The sequence below is a fragment of the Steroidobacter sp. genome, from assembly GCF_016790065.1.
In the GTDB taxonomy this organism is placed as follows: Bacteria; Pseudomonadota; Gammaproteobacteria; order Steroidobacterales; family Steroidobacteraceae; genus Steroidobacter.
Genome location: NZ_JAEUPY010000227.1, coordinates 1 through 19,431, shown reverse-complemented (window position 1 = coordinate 19,431; position 19,431 = coordinate 1). Strand labels below are relative to the sequence as shown.

Sequence of the window (19,431 nt, the reverse complement as noted above, 5' to 3'; positions counted from 1 at the left end):
CAACATTCAGGCTCTCCTCGATGGTCAGCACAATCCCGCCGTTGCAGGCGGCCTGCTCGATCCGTCGCCACGTGCCGCCAACCGCTCGATAGCTCCAGGCCGGCAGCGGCCCATCGACGTTCGCTCGATGCAGCCTCAGCGTGTCGTTGTTGGGGCGGTCCACCGAAGACACTCGCACGAAACGCGTGTCGTTCCAGTAAGAGTTGAGCGCCGTGATCTGGCGACGCGAGTTGCCCGATAAGTCCGTTTCCACGATGGCAGCGGTTGGCTGCGCGCCTGCCGCGTCCAGCGGTAGCAACGTGTTCACCAAAATGACCGAGCGCGAGTCTGTGGCCCACAGAGCCGAGGGCGCGGGGTTTGCTTCGACCAGTTCGCCGGTCGGTGCATCGATGAGCGTGGTGACCGTTCCCTTACGTGTGTCTATGAGCACAAAACGAGCGATCCACGACGGCGGCGTTTGCGAGGCCGCGATGTCCGACGCCGTGAGTTGTCGGATCGCTCGAGCGAAGGCGTATCGAGTCCACGTTGTCGACCAGTGATGATAAGGTCTCAACGCCACTGCGTACTCGCCATTCGGCGAGAGCCAAACGCCCCGCGTGGTCGGTTGCAGCGGCGCTGGTTCTTCATCGACCGCGAAGTCCTGGCCGCTGCGCAGATTGCGCACGCGAGTGACGAATTTGGCAGGGCTGCTGCTTGGATTGAGCACAGCTAACAGACTCTCGTCGGTCAACGACAACGACGGCCGCCGCTGGTTTCGAGAGGGCGTTGGCATGGCAGCGGCTCGCGTTGTGTAGATAACCGTGTCGCCAGCAATGTCGTAGGACCATACCCCGCCGGCCACGTTCACGAGCTTCTGCACCTGTCCGGTTTGCGTATCAGAGACATATAACTGCGGTGGCCCGGATTCGGCGCTGGCCCGAAATGCGATGCGGCGACTGTCGGCCAGCCAGCGAGCGTCGTCGATTCCGGGTTGGTTTGACGTCGATGAGAACTGCGCTACCCGCAGCGGTGCCGGTGTCGAGGCGCGTGCTCGCAGCGAGGCCAGGATCGCCTGCGTCGAATACACCCACAGCGAGAAATCGTTGGCGCCGGTTTGCAGATTGCCCCGCGCGGTGACCATCAGGACCTGTTTTTCATTCGGCGCGAATCGGAATGCACCGTCGGGTTCGGGAGCCACGATCCGCTGCATCTCGATGGAGTCGGCGACAGTGAAGCGGCGATCGTCGCTCGGTGCCGCATTTGGCGCAGATGCCAACGCCATGAATGCGAGTGGGGCGGTAAGGAACAGTCGCGCGCGCATGGTCGAGTATCCGCTGCGGTGATCGGGTAGGTCGTAAACGGTCGAGACGACGGGATCGGAACCGAAGCGCGCGGCGACGTTCAGTTGTGCCCCGCTCATTCGTTTAACCAGGAAGAGCCTCATTGCCCTGAGCCTGCATCTACACCAGGAGTCCTCCTTCATGTTCTTCAGTCGGGTGGTCGTCGCGTTGACGTCGCTATTGTCATTGATGCTGCTCGGAGGCGGAACGAGCATCGAGGCGGCGCCACTCGTGGATCGCAGCTCGATCAGCCCCCTCGATCAAGAATCGCTTGAATTCGTTGCCGAAGAGGGCACTTGGTTGTCGCTCGACGTGTTTGCCGACGGTCGCGGCTTGGTTTTCGAGCTGCTCGGCGACCTGTACCTGCTGCCGATGAAGGGCGGCAAGGCCACGGCGCTCACACGTGGGCCGGCGTTCGATAGTCAGCCTGCATTGTCCCCGGATGGCCGCTGGGTGGCGTTCATCAGCGATCGCGACGGGGCCGAAAATCTTTGGATAGCTCGCAGCGACGGCGGCGAGGCGCGCCAGCTCACGCACGAGGAGTGGGGAATGTTTGCTTCTCCGACCTGGCATCCGAGTGGCAAGTCGATCGTCGTGTCGCGCACGCTACGTGGCTATCGCACCGGGTACGAACTCGTCGAGTTCGATCTGGCGGGGCGGTTGCTGGGACAGCATTCATCGGTCAACTCGACTGCGGACGCACGCAACGAGATCAGCGCGATCGGAGCGACGTTCGATAGCAGCGGCAGATTTATTTACTACGCGCGTCGCATCGGGCGGCATCCGCGCAATGTGGCGTTTCCAATCTGGGCGATTCATCGTGTCGATGTAACGACTGGCGATGATGTCGCTGTCGTGACGGAACCGGGCAGTGCATTTCGCCCGCGGCTATCCGCCGACGGCCGCTTGCTGGCCTACGCGACTCGGCTCGACGGACCTGATGGACCGACCGCGATGAAACTTCTCGATCTGAACAGCGGCGTGCGGCGTGTGCTCGTGTCGAACCTCGACCGTGACGACCAGGAGAGCGAAGACTTCAATCGCGACATTCTGCCCGGCTATGGCTTCACCCCGGATGGCAGCGCTGTGGTGCTGGCTTCGGGCGGAAAAATTCAGCGTCTCGCAGTGGCTGATGGCGCACGCACGGATATTGAGTTTCGAGCCGATGTGAATCTGGCGCTAGCCAATCATGCGCCGCTCGGCAACTCGGTCAAGCTCACCGACACACATCCGGTGAGATTGTTCCAATCACTGGATCTCGCGCCGGATGCGCGCACTGTGGTTTTGTCGGCGCTGGGCGGGCTCTATCTCTACGACCTGCATACCGCGAAGTATCGCAAGCTGGCGACTCCGACCAACGCATTTCATCCTCAATGGTCGCCTGACGGTCGCAGCTTGGTGTACGTGAGTTGGGATCCGATGATCGGTGGCGCCATCTGGCGCCTGGATGTGACAACGCCCGAGCGCGTGCCCGTGAAGATCACGCGTGAGGCGGCCTATTACGCCTGGCCAACGTGGTGGCCCGATGGCAGCGTCATCGCGCAGAAAACGAGCACGCGCGAGTTGTTGTTGAATACGCAGAAGTCAGGTGCCCCTGTGAAGGGTCTACAGCTTGTGAGGATCGCTCTCGACGACGGTGCCGAGCGGGTGCTGACGGACGCACCGCCGAAGGCGCGGTTCTACTATCCACAGCTCGGCAAGGCGCATCGAGTGGCAGGGGATCAGCGCGTTTTCTTTCATGCTCACGACGGACTGATGGCATTCGACCTCGATAGCAGGCAGTCGAGCCGAATTCTGTCGATGGAGCAGCCGTTCGATGAATATATGAGGCGCAACTCGCGTCCGGCGGACGATATCCGGGTCAGTCCGCGCGGCGACCTGTATCTCGTCAAGCTGGCCGAACAGCTCTACCTGGTGCCGAAGCCTGCGAGTGGCGAGGAACGACTCACGCTCTCGGATGGCGCCCGCAAGCTCACTCGTCACGGTGTCGATCAAATGGAGTGGTCGGACGACGGTCGCTATGCCATCTGGTCGCTGGGCAACGAAATCGCCACGCTCGATGTGAATGCGCTCGACGCGAGCAGGTTGCCGACCTCGGATAAATTGCGCGAAGCTGTGCATGCAGCGCGCGTCAATATCCCGTTGCCTCGACCCACGCGATCGTCACACAAGCTGGTGCTGAAGGGCGCAACCATTCTGCCGATGACCGGCACCGCGTCGCTGAGCGGCCATGCTGTCGTCATTGCCGGCAATCGAATCGAGGCGATCCTGCCCGAGCAGGAAGCACTACGCATCACGAATGCGCGGGTGCTGGACGTGACCGGGAAGTACATCCTGCCGGGGTTCATCGACTTGCATGCGCATTGGTCGGTGCTGAATCGCGATGGGATAGCAGCCGGGCCGGTCTCGCCGTTCCTGGCCAACCTTGCTTATGGAGTGACCGCAACTCGAGATCCGCAAAGTTTCACCACCGACCTGTTCGCTTATGCCGACCTGGTCGAGAGCGGGGCGATCCTCGCGGCGCGCTTGTTCACGACCGGTCCCGCCATTCAGTCCGACATTCATTTTGAATCGCCGCAAGAAGTGCGCGATGTCATCGGAAAATTTCGCGATTACTATCGGACCAATACGGTGAAGTTCTATCTCGCGGGCAATCGCAGCCAGCGGCGCATGTTTCTTACGGAGGCGAACCGTCTCGGCATGCGCGTGACTTCTGAATCCGCACGCAATTTCAAATGGGATTTGACGATGGTGCTGGACGGCGCCGAAGGACAGGAGCATCCGATTCCGCATGCGCCGCTCTACAAGGACGTGGTCGAAGTCTATGCACGCAGCGGGATCGTTTATACGCCGGTGCTGGCGATGACGCCGGCCACCTATTCGCCGCTCAATCGATGGACTCTCGAGTTCAAACCTGAGAATCATCCGCGGGTGGTGCGCTTCGTATCGCCGAACATCGTCAAGGGCGCTGCCGCGATGTTAGATGCCGATGAGCACGAGGCTCCTCGCTCAGCGGAGTATCCGATGTTGCAAGCGGCTGCTGCGAGAGCCATCGTCGAAGCAGGTGGACAGGTGGGAGTGGGGGCGCACGCGCTTCGTCATCTTCAAGGGCTGCGCTTTCATTGGGAAATGTGGACCCTGCATGCCGATGGCCGGGGCCTGTCGGCTCGCCAGGCACTAACGGCGGCGACTCGCACTGCCGCTCAGGCGTTGGGCCTCGAGGCGGAACTCGGTAGCGTCGAGGCGGGCAAGCTCGCCGACTTGATCGTGTTGGAACGTAATCCGCTGGACAACCTCCGCAACACCGACAGCGTTCTCTACACGATCAGCGATGGTCGAGTGTTCGAGAGCGCGACGCTGGCGCAAGTCTGGCCGAATGAGGCGCCGCCGCCGCGCCTGTGGTGGCATGCCCAGGCGGAATGATCGACATCGGAGGCGCTGCGATGCTCAGTGCGGGTTCACTTTCCACGAGCATCTGGACAACGTGGAACTGGTTCATACGAACGGCCGGGTCTACGACCCGGACCTCGGCAGGTTCATTTCCGCCGACATGTTGATCCAGGCGGCGGAGCGCCGCGCGGCAAAGTCAAAAGTGCGCGCCATCCGGTCAAGCTCAGTGCCGCCTTTCGTTCCACCCTTGCTCAAGTAACGCCTTCGCGATCGATCGGGTGGTCATCGGGCTGCCTCGCGAGCGGCATATCAAGGCGTTGGAAACGGTGGCGCGGCGGATCGCCGCGCACTGCGCGTGAGTCAGTTGAGGTTTCGATGACGACGTTGACAAGATGGGTGCGGTCGTTGGCGGGCGTGCCCGTGCTTTGGCTCATCACAGCGGCAGCGCAAGCTGGCTCGCCCGCGGATTTGATTCTCGACAATGGTTTCATCGACGGCACCGCCCAGTCGGTTGCCATTCAATCCGGTGTGATCGTCGCGATCGGTGCCGAAGAGGACGTGCGCAAGCTGCGATCGTCAACGACGCGCGTCGTGGATGTGGGCGGGGACGTCGTGCTGCCGGGACTGCATGACATGCACGTGCACCCGCTGATGGCGGGGCTGGCGCATCAGCAGTGCAACTTTCCGCAAGGAGCCGGCGCCGCCACGATCCGCGAGGCGCTGAAGAAATGCGCCGGCGAAAAACCGAAAGGCACCTGGATCATCGGCGGTCAGTGGGATGGCGCGTCGGTGGGACGCGCGTTGAATGTCGCATTGTTGGATCAGGCCGCCCCGGATCACCCCGTGGTCCTGACCGACATCAGCTTGCACAGCTTGTGGGTCAATTCCAAGGCGCTGCAATTGGCGGGCATCGATGCGAAGACGCCCGATCCCGCGGGAGGCGTGATAGAGCGCAGTCGCGACGGCAAGCCGACCGGAGTGCTGCGCGAGGCGGCGGCTCAACTCGTCAGGCGCATCGTGCCGCCGGCCACGCCCGAACAGAATGTCGCCGCGTTGAAATGGTCGTTGCAGCTCATGCTGTCTTACGGCATCACTTCGTTCGCGGACGCGCTGGCCGATGAAAAGGCATTGCGGGCGTATGCCGCGTTGGCGGACGCGGGCGAATTGAAACAGCGCGTGATCGCATGCATCCCCTGGCGGCAAGCGTTGGACGGGCCGGCCGACGACAGCGTCATCGAACGACGCAACAGCTATGCGCGCGATCGCTTCTCGCCGTCTTGTATCAAAGCCTTCCTCGACGGTGTGCCCACCGACGCGCACACGGCGGCGATGCTCGCTCCTTACGCCGGGCTGGAACTCTCCCATGACACGCGTGCTCGCGGTTTGTTGCTGGTTCCGCAGCAAGAGCTGAACGCGGCCGTCATGCGATTCGATCGGCAGGGGTTGCTGGTGAAATTCCATGCGGCCGGAGATGGTGCGGTTCGCTCGGCGCTCGACGCGATCGAAGCGGCGCGCCGCGCGAATGGATACACAGGGCGTCTTCACCAGGTTGGGCACGATAGTTTCATCGATCCATCGGACCTGACGCGCGCGGCTGCGCTTGGCGCGGTGTTCGAGTTTTCCCCGTACATCTGGTTCGAGAATCCCATCATCGCCGACATTCGCAAGGCAGTCGGCGATGAGCGCATGCGGCGCTGGATTCCGGTGAAGGATGCGCTCGACGCGCAGGCTCTGGTAGTGCCCGGCTCGGACTGGTCCGTCGTGCCTTCGGTCAATCCGTGGATCGGCATGGAAACCTTGGTGTCGCGCCGTCCGCCCGGAGGCGGTCCGGAACTGGCGCCCGGCCAAGCGGTGACTCGCCAGCAAGCGCTGGATATGTTCACTGTCAACTCGGCTCGAGCCGCCGGGCATGCGGACCGGCTTGGCCGCCTGGAGCGCGGCATGCTCGCGGACCTCATCGTCGTGGATCGCGACCCGTTGCGAGCCGAGATCGGCACCGTACACGACACGCGAGTGCGCCTGACACTCATCAACGGCGAAGTCGTCTATCAGAACGACGACGGCCGACGATGAGCGGCGTGATCAGAGTGTTGGTGGTCGGCACCGCCGACACCAAGGCCGACGAGCTGTTGTTCGTGCAACGGTGCATCGCCGAGGCGGGTGCGTTGGCCGTCATCATGGATGTGGGTGTCGGGCCCGCGAAAGCACCCGTGCATATCCGCAACTCGGAGGTCGCGGCGGCGGCCGGGGTTCCTCTGGACACCGTGGCGACATCCGGCGACGAGAACGTGGCGATGGCTACGATGGCCATCGGTGCCGTGTGCATCGCCCGGTCTCTGGCCGGCGAGGGACGGATCGACGCGTTGCTGGCGCTTGGCGGCAGCATGGGCACCGATCTGGCGCTCGACGTGGCGGCCGTGCTGCCGCTGGGCATGCCCAAGATGATCGTATCGACGATCGCTTTTTCTCATCTGATCCCACCGGAACGTCTGGCGCCGGATTTGACGATGATTCTCTGGGCCGGCGGGCTCTATGGACTCAACGGCATCTGCAGATCGGTGCTGAGTCAGGCGGCGGGAGCAGTGTGCGGGTCGGCTCGCGGCGTCGTGCCGTCGCGATCGGAGCGGCCCATGATCGGTATCACCTCGTTCGGCAAATCTTGTCTGCGATATATGGTCGAGCTGGTGCCCGCGCTCGAAGCGCGCGGTTACGAGCCGGCGGTATTTCACGCCACCGGCATTGGCGGCCGTGCGTTCGAAGCGTTGGCGCAGCAGGGGCGCTTCGCCGCCGTGTTCGATTTCGCGATCCAGGAAGTCACCAATCATCATTTCGGCAGCGTCGTGTCGGCCGGGCCCGAGCGTTTGACTGCCGCGGGGCGCGCCGGCATTCCGCAATTGGTCGCGCCCGGAGCGATGGACCTGGTCGATGTCGCGGGCTGGCAAGACTTCCCGCCACGGCTGCGGGGGCGGGAGTTCCACGCACACAATCGGTTGTTGTCGTCGGCGAAGACCAATGCTGTGGAGCGTTGTGAAGTAGCGCGCGACGTCGCGGCTCGCCTCGGCCGTTCTCGCAGCCCCGTCGCGTTTCTGCTGCCGCTGCATGGTTTTCACGAGTGGGACCGCGAGGGTGGCCCGCTCAGGGACGACGCAGCGTTGGCTGCGTGCGTGCGGACTTTTCGGGAAACGGTCAAGCCGCCCACGCAGCTCTTCGAAGTCGATGCGCACATCAACGACAGCGCGTTCGTGCAGCGTGCGCTGAGTGTTTTCGACGGCTGGGTGCGTACTGGTATCGTTCCGTCGCCCGGGCAGTGTGCCACCCAGCGCCGCGACGTATCGGCGGAGAGTATCGACGCATGATGGAGCTGAGCCGTTTCGATCCGAACAGCCGCAAGGCCCGTTGGTCGGCGATGCTGTTCGGCGTGATCGGCGTCCAGGTCTTCATCGTGCAACCCGGCTTCGTGCAAGGTCTGGTGCAGATGCTCGGTTTCTCTGAGCGCGCGGCAGGCTTCATCGCGTCGGTGGAGATGTTGGGAGTTGCAGTCACCGCCACGGCGATGAGTTTCCTCGCTTCTCGCAGCAATTGGCGCAAGGTGTTGTTCTGGGCTTCGCTGCTGGCGGCGTCGGCGAACGTCGCATCCGCGTTTGTTCAAGACCCGGTTGCGTTTGCCGCCGCGCGTGGCGTGGCCGGACTGGCGCTGGGCGCGATGATTTCTCTGAGTTGGGCCGGCGTGGGGCTGACTCGCGATCCGGATCGCGGCTTCTCGCTTTACCTGACGTGGGTGCTGGTCTACGGCGCGGTCGGTCTGCTGGCGATGCCGGTGATTTTCTCCGCATTCGGGATGCAGGGCTTCCTGTTCATCGTCGCGGGTCTGTCGATGATTGGTCTGGCGATCGCCCGGAACATGCCCGAGTTCGCCGAGAGCCGTAGCGAACCGAATGCGGATGCGCTCGAACTGCGCTTTGGTTACAAATGCTCGGCATTGGCGGGAGTGCTGGCCTACAACATCGCGCAGGGAATTGCCTGGGCCTATCTGTTCCTGATCGGAACGCACGCGGGGCTCGGCGAACAGCCGGTGGCCAATGCGCTCACGATTTCGCAGGTCGTCGCGATCCTGGGCGCGCTGACCGCGCTGGTGCTGGGAAAGAAATGGGGGCGCGGCACGCCGCTGGTTGTTGGCGTTCTAGGTGGCGCCGCGAGTCTGTTGCCGCTGCTCGGCGGTGTTTCGTTGGCGACGTTCGCTGTCTCCGTGGTCGCCTTCAACTATCTATGGAACATGGTGCTGCCGTACATCCTCGCTTCGGTCGCGAGTTATGACCGGCGCGGCATGATGGTGGTTTACGCCGTCGCGGCACAAATGATCGGCCTGGGCGTGGGACCGGCCATCGGCGCGTACGCGGTCGACGATACCGGTTTCGATCGCACCATCGAATTGAGCTTGGTTTTTTTCTCGCTCAGTCTGCTGTTGCTGATGTTGCCGCTGGTGACGCATGTGCGGTTGCATGCCGCGAACGCTGCCCGCGTGGCGCCTGACGCTGCCGGTATGAGCGTGGCGGCAGCCCCGTCCAGCGATGGAAGCTCCGTGTGAAAGTGGCATTTTCGCCGTAACCGAGACGGGCGGCGATCTCGGCGATCGGCAGTTCGCTATGCGCCAGCAGGCGTTCGGCGAGTTGACGACGCTTCGCCATGAGCAGTTCGCCGAAGCTGACGCCTTCGAGCGCGAGCCGGCGGTTCATGGTGCTCACCGAGACGCCGAGCAGGCCGGCGACGTGGCTGGCGCTGGCGACCGATTCGATCAGCTCGTCCGTCAGCAAGCCGCGTACTCGTCCGGAGGTCGAGTCCAGCGCTGCCCGCGAGCGTAGCGATTGTTCCAGCTGCGCATTGAGCAAACGATGCAAGGCGCCGTTTACGCCCGGCGAGAATACTTGCAGCGTTTCGGTGCGCAGGGCGATCAGATTACAGCCTTGGCCGAAATACACCGGGCAGCCGAAATATTCGTCGTAACTTTTCAATGCGCCGCCAGGCTCGTGTTCGAAGTGCACGTTGAACGGCTTGTACTTCTGGCCACCGTAAGTGCGCATGATCTGATGAATCAGGCCGATCGAGAATTCCGCGTCCTGGCGGCGGGGCGCGATGCGGTCGTCTTCGATCCGGTACGTGAGCTGGACTTGGTTGTCGCTCCGAATGACTTCCTGCCGCGTGCAGTCCTGGATGGTCTTGATGTAGCGCTGCAGGCCATCCAGCGCGCAGGCCAGCGACTGTGCGTTGAGAAACGCGAAGCCCATCGCGCCGAGCGCCTCGGGACCGATGGCGGCAGCTAGCTTGAGACCCAGCCGCGGCTCGCGGATGAGGGTGGCGGAGCGTTCCAGCGCGGCCACGTAATCGCGCAGTGACATGAAACCGTTCAGATCCGAGAGCCGGCCGCGGTCGATCCGCATGGCGCGGAGAAATTCCTCGCTGCCGAAACGCTGGCTGTCCATGCACTCCACGATGGTCTTGATGACGTGCGAGGCGATGGCGGGGTGAGAACCAGAGACAGTCATGGCGGCGGCTCCGATGTGGCGACTGGGACGCGAAGGTTGTGGCGACTCCTATGCAGCCGCCAGCCCTCGCGCAAGCGCCGCAGCGATCGTCTGCACGTCCGCCGCGGAAATCACCAGCGGAGGGGAAACGATGACGCAATTGCCCGAGATTCGAACCATGACTCCGCTGCGGTAGGTCTGCGCGAACACGCGGTTGATGCGCTCCTTGGCGATCGGGGTCTTGCTGGCGCGGTCTTCCACCAGCTCCAGGCAAGCCATCAAGCCTCGGCCGCGTACATCGCCGACGATGGCATATTCTTGCTGGAGTTGACGTAGCGAGGTCAATAGCTCGCCGCCACGTTCGGCGGCATTGACCCAGACTTGCAGTTTCTCGATCTGTTCCAGTGCCGCCAGGCCGGCCGCCGCGCCGACCGGGTGCGCGGAGTAGGTATAACCGCTGCCGATCGCACCGAAGCTGTCCTTGTTGGATTCGAAAGCCTGCGCGACCTGCTCGGCAATCATCACTACCCCGAGGGGAAAATATCCGTTGGTGAGCGCCTTGGCGGTACACAGCAGGTCGGGCTGCACGCCGTACAGCCGCGAGCCGGTCGGCGCTCCGGCGCGTCCGAACCCGGTGATGACTTCGTCCGCGATCAGCAGGATGCCGTGTCGTGTGCAAATGTCCTTAACCATGGGCATGAAGCTGTCGTGCGGCGGGATGACGCCGCCGGCGCCGAGCACCGGCTCCATGATGAACGCGGCCACCGTGTCCGCGCCCTGGAATTTGATTTCATCCTCCAGCAATGCCGCGCACAGCTCGGCGAGACGCTGCGGATCGGTTTCGTTGAACGGGTTGCGATACGGCCAGGGACACGGAATGTGAAAGCAGCCCGGCAGCAGCGGCTCGTAGTTGCGCCGGAAGTTGGCATTGCCGTTCACCGAAGCGCCGCCGAAGTGCGTGCCGTGGTACGCCTTCTTCAGGGAAATGAATTTCACCCGGTCATGCTGTCCGCGGATCTTGTGATATTGGCGGGCGAGCCGCAGCGCCGTGTCGACCGAATCGGAGCCACCGGACGTGAAGAACGCGCGGGTCAGTCCTTCGGGCCGGAAGAACTCCGCGAGTTTCGCAGCCAGGTCGATGGCCGGCTCGTTCGAGGTGCCTCGGAATGCGTTGAAGAACGGCAGGATGTCGAGCTGCTCGCGAATCGCATCCTTCACCGGCTCGCACGAGTGTCCCAGGTTCACGCACCACAGGCCGCCGACGGCATCGAGCGAGCGGTGCCCGGTCTGGTCTTCGAGCATCACGCCCTCGGCTTTGGCCAGCACGATCGGCGGATGGGCCAGCATCTCGGCGGGGTGCGCCATCGGATACCACAAATGAGAAGCGGTGCTGGGTGAGGCGGCTCGGGAATCAAGCATGTGGGGTCTCGCTGATCGACAGACGGAACGGGGTCAGAGCCTCGCTGAAGCTTGCTTGCGGGTTGCGCACGTCGAACTGCACGGCATGCATGCCAGCGTCGCGCGCGCCTTTCACGTTGCGTGGTTGATCGTCCACGAAGACGCATTCCGTCGCGCTCACGCCCAGGGCGTCAGCGCAGGTTGCGTAGGCCATTGGATCGGGTTTCAGCAGGTTGCTGTACGTGGCATCGACGATGGTGTCGAAGCGAGCGAGAAACGGCAGCTTGGCGCGAAAGTCGGCGCCATAGAACAGGTCGAGTTCGTTCGAGAGGATGCCAAGTTTGATGCCGGCGGCCGCGCAGCGCTCGATCGCGGCCAGCGCTTCGGGTCGAATCACGATGCGTGGCGCGTTACCTCGAGCCCGTCGCACCAACTCCGCCATCGACGTCCATCGTTCCCCGACCAGGGCGCCTACCTCCGCGGCACGTCGCAGCCAGTAGTCGCGCTCGCTGATTTGGCCGGCCTGCATTTGCTGCCATGGAGCATCGGTCGAAGGATCAAACGGCCCACGCCATGTGAGCGTGCCCGGCGCCAGATTCAGCGCGCGCTCGGTCTCGGCATGAGTTTCGAACATCGTGCGCGAGATCACTCCGCCGAAATCGAGCACCAGGGCCCGTGGCGCGATGGTCATGCAGCGGCCTCGGACGAGCCGCCCAGGGCCTGCGATATCTCTTTCGCTGCGTCGGTGATGACTGCGCGCAGCCGCGGCTCGAGTCTGGTGGTCACTCGCGAACTCGGGGCGGCAATCGCCACCGCGCCCATGGCGTAGCCGTCGGCGCCGAACACCGGCGCGGCCAGACCGAACACTCCATCTTCGTAGCCGTCCACCGAGGATGCCCAGCCGTTACGTCGAGCGGCAGCGATCTTGGTGCCCAGTTTGGCGACGTCCGTGACGGTTTTCGGCGTGAATGCTCGCAAGCTGGCCCGAGGGGGCAGGCCGTTGCCGGGGGCAGCGAAGGCCAGAAAGGCAATCCCTGAAGCCGTCGCATGCAGCGGCAGCGCTTCGCCCTTTTCGAGGCGCACGCAATGGGCACGCGAGCTTTCCACCAGCCCCAAGGTCGCGAGCGATGCGCCGCATGCGAGCGAGAAGTGCGCCGTTTCCCCCGTCGCCTCCACGATCTTGCGCAGCATGGGTTCGATGATGGACTGAATCGGAAACGTCGCCTCGCGCACGCGGGCGAGACGCACCAGGGCGGCGCCGAGCCGATATTCCTTGGTGGCTCGATCCTGCTCGATGTAGCCGCAACGCGTGAGCGCCATGAGCATGCGCCGCGTGGTTGCCTTGTCGTACTCGGACAGTGCCGCAAGCTGCGTCAGGCCGATGGCCGGACGAGTTTCGGAGAAATGTTCCAGCAACGCGAGGGCTCGATCGATCGTGGTCATCGGTGCCAATCCGCAAGGGTCTGAGGGCAGGCACCTTGACGCAAGGGGGTGAGCAGGGCAAGCATTATATGAAATATCGGTTCACTATTTGAACCAGGGAGTTCGAGTGTCGACGACCCAGTACGAGCGAGTGAAACAGTTGCGCGCGGACCGCATCGCTCCTCAGCAGCTGTATATCGATGGCAAGTGGCGCGACGGGCGTGCCGAGGTGCTGCCTGTCAGCAGTCCCATCGACGGTGCGCGGCTGACGACACTCGCTGCCGCCGGGCGCAGCGATGTGAACGATGCGGTTCACGCCGCTCGAACTTGTTATGAATCCGGCTCGTGGTCGCGAAGCGCGCCCGCTGCGCGGCGCCAGGTTTTACTGCGCTGGGCGGAGCTGATCGAAAGCCATGCGCTGGAGCTGGCTGTGCTGGGCGTGCGTGAGAATGGCACCGAACTTTCGATGGCGCTGCGTGCCGAGCCGCTCAGTGCTGCCGCGACGTTGCGTTACTACGCGGAGGCCATCGACAAGGTCTACGGCGAGATCGCGCCGTCACCCGCGAACGTTCTGGGACTGGTCCATCGGCTGCCGGTGGGCGTCGTCGGTGCCATCGTGCCCTGGAATTTTCCGTTGATGATCGCTGCCTGGAAGCTGGCGCCGGCGCTGGCCGCGGGCAACTGCGTTGTATTGAAACCTTCCGAGAAGGCATCGCTGACGCTGCTGCGAGTGGCGAGCTTGGCGGCCGAGGCCGGACTGCCCGCGGGAGCGCTGAACGTCGTGACGGGTTCCGGCGGCGAGTGTGGTGCCGCGCTGGCCGAGCATGACGACGTGGATGTGATCGCGTTCACCGGTTCGGGCGGTGTGGGGCGGAGCTTGCTGGCAGCGTCCGCGCGTTCGAACTTGAAGCGCGTCTATTTGGAGTTGGGCGGCAAGTCGCCGAACATCGTGTTCGACGACGCGCCGGATCTGGATGCCGCGGTTGCCGGAGTGGTCAACGGCATGTTTCGTAACTCCGGCCAGGTGTGTATCGCTGGCACGAGGTTGTTACTGCAGCGTTCGATCGCCGCGCGTTTCATGGAAAAACTGATCGCTGCCACCGAACGGCTGGTGGTCGGCGATCCGCTGGCTGCGGGTACGCAGATCGGGGCTGTGTGTGGCGAGGATCAGCTCGCAAAACTGATGCGAAGTGTGCGTGCGGCCGAATCGGAGGGCGCGAAACTGGTCACTGGAGGTGCGCGCATTCTCGCGGACACTGGCGGCTACTACATGCAGCCGACCATCTTCACCGACGTGACGCCGACGATGGCGCTGGCACGGGAAGAGGTCTTCGGACCGGTGCTGGCGAGCATGGTGTTCGACGACGAAGCCGAGGCGGTACGGCTGGCCAACTCGACCGCGCTCGGCCTGGCTGCTGGCGTCTGGACGTCCGACCTCTCGACCGCGCATCGAATGGTCAAGTCCGTGCGTGCCGGCCTGATCCACGTGAATTGTTACGGCGGCTCGGACTTGACGGTGCCGCTCGGCGGCGTCAAACAATCGGGCAATGGTCACGACAAATCCCTGCACGCGCTGGACAAGTTCACGGAACTGCGCAGCGCTTGGATGCAGCTGTGAGGCGCGCTCCGCGGTGAGCGAAAAAGTCAAATTTTCGGCGGTTCCGGTCAAGTACCCGTGACGGTTTGGCGTCACCTTGCCCGTGATGAACGTTCGCGCTGATACCGTGACCACGCCAAATCAACGCAGCTTCGTGACCGCGATCGAGCAGGCATACAGCACCAGGCTGCGTCGCTTCATTGCGAGCCGCCTGGGCAGAGGCCGCGCCGACCTGCCCGATCTGATCCAGGAAATCTATCTGAGACTGCTGCGGATCAAGGACTACGAGGCGATTCGCAATCCGCAGGCGTACCTGTTCACCGTAGCCACGCACGTGCTTCACCAGTACCGTCTGCGACGGCTGCAGACTCATGAGGTGATAGATCCGCTGCGGTTGGTGGACGATGCACACGACTATCTCCAAGTGGAGCTGGCGCCTGATCCAGCCGACGAACTGGACATCGAGCAGCGCCTGGAGGAACTCGGCGAGGAGTTGATGCGGGTATCGCCGCGTGCGTATGCCGCTCTCGTCATGTATCGCTGCGAGGGCATGACGCTCGTGGAGATCGGCGAGCAGCTCGGTGTTTCGCACGTCATGGTCCGCAAATACCTGAGCCGCGCGATCGCGTTTTGCGACGCCAGACTCGACGAGATAGAGTAAGGACACTCATGAGCCGACGCCGAGCCAGTGGTCGCTTGCACAACCATGTCAGGCAGGAAGCTGCGGACTGGCTGATTTGTTTCAGCGAAGGCGAAGTCGATGCTGCGGCCCGTGCCTGCTTCCATCGCTGGCTGTGCGCGTCCCCCGAGCACGTGCATGCCTATTTGCGGGTATCGGCGCTGTGGCGAGAGGCGGACCATGTCGATAGACGGCCTGCCGGCGGCGATATCGAGGCGCTGGTGCAACTCGCCAAACGCGAAGCCGACATCGTTGCATTCGATCGCACCTCCGATACGCACGACACGCCCTCCGGCGCGGGCGTGCCGCCAGCAGAGCGGCGTCGACCAACGAAGTTCGTCGCCCTCGCTGCGAGCATTTGTCTCGCGGTGGGACTCGCACTATCAGGATGGTATCTGCACTCGCGTGGCTCCGTTTATGTAACCGGCATAGGCGAGCAGCGCACTGTGACGCTCCCCGATGGATCCACGGTCGTCATCAACGCCGGCTCCAGTCTCAAGGTCGCCTTCAGCGAGACCGAACGCTTGGTCCAACTGCGTGAGGGGCAGGCGCTGTTCAACGTGGCTAAGAATCCTGCACGACCTTTTCTGGTTCGCAGTGCCGGCGTCACGGTTAGAGCCGTGGGCACGCAGTTCGATGTCAATCACAAGAACAGCGGTGCCGTGGTGACGGTCATCGAGGGCCGGGTTCAGGTCATGTCGAGCGCACCGCCTGCGGTTCTTGAGCCGCTTCCCGGTGACGAGTCGGCCGACACACTCACCTCCGCGGCAACTGCAGGGAATCACTCGCGAGCGCAGGTGGACCGGGAGATGTTTCTCGGCGCCGGTGAACAGGCTTGGGTGACGCCGACGGCCGCGCGCAAGCTGGCGCTCGCTCATGTCCAATCCGCCACGGCGTGGACGCAGGGCTTGCTGGTGTTCGAGGGGGCGCCGCTGAGTGACGTCGTTCGCGAGTTCAACCGGCACAACCTGAGGCAGTTGCAGGTCACCGACGAGGAGTTGTTGCAGCTGAAAGTGAGTGGAACGTTTCCTGCGGTGGGTGCCGAGCGCATCGTGCAGTTCATGAAGGATCGCTTTCACGTCACGGTCGCCGAAACCGGTGACACCATCCGGCTGTCCGCCGGCACTCCGGAGCAATGACGTGCCGGTCGCCGGCGCGCCAGCAAGCGGTGGGTTACAAAATCGGCGCGGGGTTCGCTCTTATCTCTGTGAAGTGGTCGCGAAACGCGCGACCAGCCATCACAGAAACAAATTGGGGAGCGGACGAATTCTTATGCGCACACTCGTTGCATCCGCGGTTGCGTGCTTTACTCTGGCAGGACTGTCGCATGCCGACAGCGCCGAGGCCGCGATTCGCAAGCAGATCAGTATCCAGCCGCAGGATCTTGCCACGGCGCTCAACTCGTTGGCACGGGCTCGCGAACTCTATGTCATCTATGCCGACGAGGATGTGATCGCGCAACGGACTCGCGGCGTGTTCGGTCAGCTGACGCAGGACGAAGCGCTCAAGGAACTGCTCGGCGGCACCGGCCTCACTTATCGTTACATCGACGAGAAGACCGTCACGATTCTGCCGGTCACGGCCGCGAAGCTGGCGCCGGGCGCGCCGGTGATCGCCGCGCCCGGTGCAACCTATACGACTGGAGGCCAGGGCTCGTCAGCGGTCGGCGGCGATCAAACAGCTGCTCGCGCGAGCGAGCCGCGGTCTTTCTGGAGCCGGATCCGGTTGGCTCAAGCGGGTGTGCAGGGCGCAAAGCCCACGGCTGATCTCCGTGAGACGCAAACCGAGCAACTCGAAGAAGTCGTGGTCACGGCGCAAAAGCGCGAACAGCGCCTCATGGATGTGCCGATCAGCATCTCCGCGCTCGGCAGCGAAGAGATCGAGGCCCTGAGAGTGCAGGGCTTCGAAGACTTTGCCATGACCGTTCCCAATATGACGTTCACCAATTTCGGTCGCTATTACGGCAGCGACATCAGCCTGCGCGGGTTGACGACGTTTACCGGCGGCCTGTTCCAGTCCACCTCGGTGACCGTCGATGAAGCCGGCTACGGCGCGACCGACACGGCCTCGATCCTGAGCGCTCGTTTCCTGGACATCCAACGGATCGAGGTGCTGCGTGGTCCGCAGGGCACGCTGAGCGGCCGCAACTCGATGGGCGGCAGCATCAACATCATCACCGTCAAGCCCAATACCGAGACCACCGAGCTGACCGGCACGGTCGACATCGGCCGATTCGATACGCGGTTGTTCAAGCTGGCCGGCAATCTGCCGCTCGGCGATACGGTCGGCCTGCGCGCCTCGCTCTATAAGGAGGACAGCGAAGGCGCGATCAAGAATGTCGCCGCCGGCAACTCATCCTCCTCGGACAACTTCGGCGGCAGCCTCGCGATGCGCTGGACGCCGACCGAACGGTTCACCATGGATCTTTCTTTCGGCAAGGAGAAGCAGGACTACGGGATGAACAACTTCATCGGCGTGGACCTGTTCAACACCGCGTTCGGCAGGCAGTTCTACAACGCCCGCTTTGCCGAATGGGGCGGCAACTACGCCGATGGCTCGATCGATTTCATCGACAGAGTCGGTGGCAACGGGGGCCGCGTGCGCCGTGATACACCCGAATCGGTGTTCATCGAGAATCAGATCGCATCGGCGCGTCTGACATATACGATGGATAAGCACACTGTCTCGCTGCTGGGCGGACAGCACGAGTATTCCGCGCATCAAACGTTCGACTACGATCGCTCCGAGTACGCGCTCTACAGGAACTACAGTGCGAAAAGTCAGCGCGGCACGACGGCCGAGCTGCGAGTCACCTCGAGCTATGACGGGCCGGTCAACTGGGTCGGCGGCGTGAGCTACCTCGAAGAGAAGCGTCGCAGCGGTCTGTCCGACGAGGCCGGTGTATGGATACAGCAGGGCAGCCCGTTCTTTCCGCCCTACGTCATTCCGACGCTGGGCACGCAGAACGCGGGCTGGCGTCCGGTGTATGTCGACGATTTCCGGCGCGGCATCGAAAGCCGCAGCGCCTACGGCAACGTGTTCTGGGATATCACAGACAGCTGGCATCTCTCGGCGGGCTCGCGTGTCACGCGCGATGAAACCAGTTTTAGCCAGGAGACGGCGTGGGACGCCATCACCTTTCAGCCGCGGCTGACCGGCAATTTCGAAACGTACAGCGGCGCGAAGGAGCAGTTCTCGCACCGGCTGGCGCTGACTCATGACTTTACTGCCGAGACCAAGGCTTACGTGCAGTGGTCCACCGGCTATCGTCCGGGATACGCCAACACCAATCCGCCGGTGCTGTACGCTGGCGCGCCGAAGGTGGTCGACCCGGAGCGCGTGGTCAACTACGAGATCGGCCTGAAAGGTTCGCTGTTCGATCGCCGGGCCAGCTACGCCCTGGCGGTGTTCCAGATGGACTACGACAAGCTGCAGGTGAGCACTCAGGTGCCCAATCTGAATCCGCAGAATTGGCTGGACGATTTTTTCTACTTCGACATCAACTCCGGCGCGGCCACCATCAAAGGCGTGGAGTTCGAATCCTCGGTGCTGGTGACCGATCACCTGGAGCTGCGTGGCGCTGCCGGATACAACGACGGCAAGATCGAACGCGTGACGCTCGGAGGAGTGACCTATCGCGACGTCGATATTCCAGGGCGTCGCAAGTTCACCGCGAACGCGAGCGGTATCTACACGCGGCCCGTCACCTCGAGCTTGCAAGGCCAACTGCGCGTCGACTACAACTATCAGGGTGAGCGCGTCGATGCCCTCCGGCCGGTGGCCGACAATCTCAATCCGTCGTTCAAAACGGTCAACCTGAGCGCCGGGGTGTTCGCGGATCAGTGGTCGCTGACGGCGTACTTCGAAAACGTGCTCGATGAAGTTTATTGGCACGACGTGTTCGTGGGCAATTACCCGTATCGTGGCGCGCAGGCGGCGTTCGATCCGCGCATGTACGGCGTGCGGTTCGTGTATCACTTCGCCGGAAAGTGACTTCTCACTTGGAACGCGGAGGTGCGCGACCGCGAGTCGCGCACCTCGCACGCTTGAACGCACAATCTCACATGCTAAAAGTCATTGCGGCCGGCATCGGCGTCGTGTCATTTG

General features: G+C 63.2%; 12 protein-coding genes and 1 pseudogene. 8 read left to right on the top strand and 5 right to left on the bottom strand.

Annotated features, from left to right (window positions below; all coding sequences use genetic code 11):
* Positions 1–1,399: hypothetical protein (locus tag JNL55_RS09770; protein ID WP_293852477.1), on the bottom strand; the 1,399-nt coding region annotated here is incomplete at its 3' end.
* Positions 1,400–1,460: 61 nt separating this feature from the next.
* Between JNL55_RS09770 and JNL55_RS09765 the strand changes: the two genes are divergently transcribed.
* The 4 genes and pseudogenes from JNL55_RS09765 to JNL55_RS37415 all read left to right on the top strand — a co-directional run.
* A complete protein-coding gene (locus tag JNL55_RS09765; protein WP_293852475.1) occupies positions 1,461–4,742 on the top strand; it encodes an amidohydrolase family protein in 3,282 nt (1,093 codons plus the stop codon).
* 342 nt (positions 4,743–5,084) lie between these two features.
* On the top strand, positions 5,085–6,782 hold the full coding sequence (locus JNL55_RS09760) for an amidohydrolase (protein ID WP_293852474.1): 1,698 nt from the start codon (positions 5,085–5,087) through the stop codon (positions 6,780–6,782).
* Positions 6,779–8,065, top strand: coding sequence for a Tm-1-like ATP-binding domain-containing protein (locus JNL55_RS09755; protein ID WP_293852472.1), 1,287 nt, complete (start codon positions 6,779–6,781; stop codon positions 8,063–8,065). The genes JNL55_RS09760 and JNL55_RS09755 overlap by 4 nt, the downstream gene beginning before the upstream one ends.
* Positions 8,062–8,991, top strand: a pseudogene (locus JNL55_RS37415) (MFS transporter); the annotation flags it as partial. The gene JNL55_RS09755 and the pseudogene JNL55_RS37415, both read left to right, overlap by 4 nt.
* A gap of 169 nt (positions 8,992–9,160) precedes the next feature.
* Here JNL55_RS37415 and JNL55_RS09750 read toward each other — a convergent pair.
* The 4 genes from JNL55_RS09750 to JNL55_RS09735 are packed head-to-tail and all read right to left on the bottom strand — an operon-like array spanning position 9,161 to position 13,069.
* Complete coding sequence (locus JNL55_RS09750) at positions 9,161–10,249, bottom strand: AraC family transcriptional regulator (RefSeq protein WP_293852470.1); 1,089 nt, start codon at positions 10,247–10,249, stop codon at positions 9,161–9,163.
* A gap of 48 nt (positions 10,250–10,297) precedes the next feature.
* Complete coding sequence (locus tag JNL55_RS09745; RefSeq protein ID WP_293852468.1) at positions 10,298–11,647, bottom strand: aminotransferase class III-fold pyridoxal phosphate-dependent enzyme; 1,350 nt, start codon at positions 11,645–11,647, stop codon at positions 10,298–10,300.
* On the bottom strand, positions 11,640–12,317 hold the full coding sequence (locus JNL55_RS09740) for an HAD-IA family hydrolase (RefSeq protein WP_293852467.1): 678 nt from the start codon (positions 12,315–12,317) through the stop codon (positions 11,640–11,642). The genes JNL55_RS09745 and JNL55_RS09740 overlap by 8 nt, the downstream gene beginning before the upstream one ends.
* The gene (locus tag JNL55_RS09735; protein WP_293852465.1) at positions 12,314–13,069 is read right to left on the bottom strand and encodes an IclR family transcriptional regulator; all 756 of its coding nucleotides are present in this window, start codon (positions 13,067–13,069) and stop codon (positions 12,314–12,316) included. Before JNL55_RS09735 ends, JNL55_RS09740 begins: the two co-directional genes overlap by 4 nt.
* A 106-nt stretch (positions 13,070–13,175) precedes the next feature.
* On the opposite strand from JNL55_RS09735, the gene JNL55_RS09730 reads away from it, so the two are divergent.
* From JNL55_RS09730 to JNL55_RS09715, 4 genes are all read left to right on the top strand, one after another.
* Complete coding sequence (locus JNL55_RS09730) at positions 13,176–14,666, top strand: aldehyde dehydrogenase (protein WP_293852463.1); 1,491 nt, start codon at positions 13,176–13,178, stop codon at positions 14,664–14,666.
* Between the two features lie 85 nt (positions 14,667–14,751).
* Complete coding sequence (locus JNL55_RS09725) at positions 14,752–15,306, top strand: RNA polymerase sigma factor (RefSeq protein ID WP_293852461.1); 555 nt, start codon at positions 14,752–14,754, stop codon at positions 15,304–15,306.
* An 8-nt stretch (positions 15,307–15,314) separates the two neighbouring features.
* A complete protein-coding gene (locus JNL55_RS09720) occupies positions 15,315–16,463 on the top strand; it encodes a FecR family protein (RefSeq protein WP_293852459.1) in 1,149 nt (382 codons plus the stop codon).
* Between the two features lie 133 nt (positions 16,464–16,596).
* Positions 16,597–19,317 carry a TonB-dependent receptor domain-containing protein gene (locus tag JNL55_RS09715; RefSeq protein WP_293852458.1) on the top strand — a complete coding sequence of 907 codons (2,721 nt, stop codon included), beginning with the start codon at positions 16,597–16,599 and terminating at the stop codon, positions 19,315–19,317.
* Positions 19,318–19,431 lie beyond the last annotated feature (114 nt).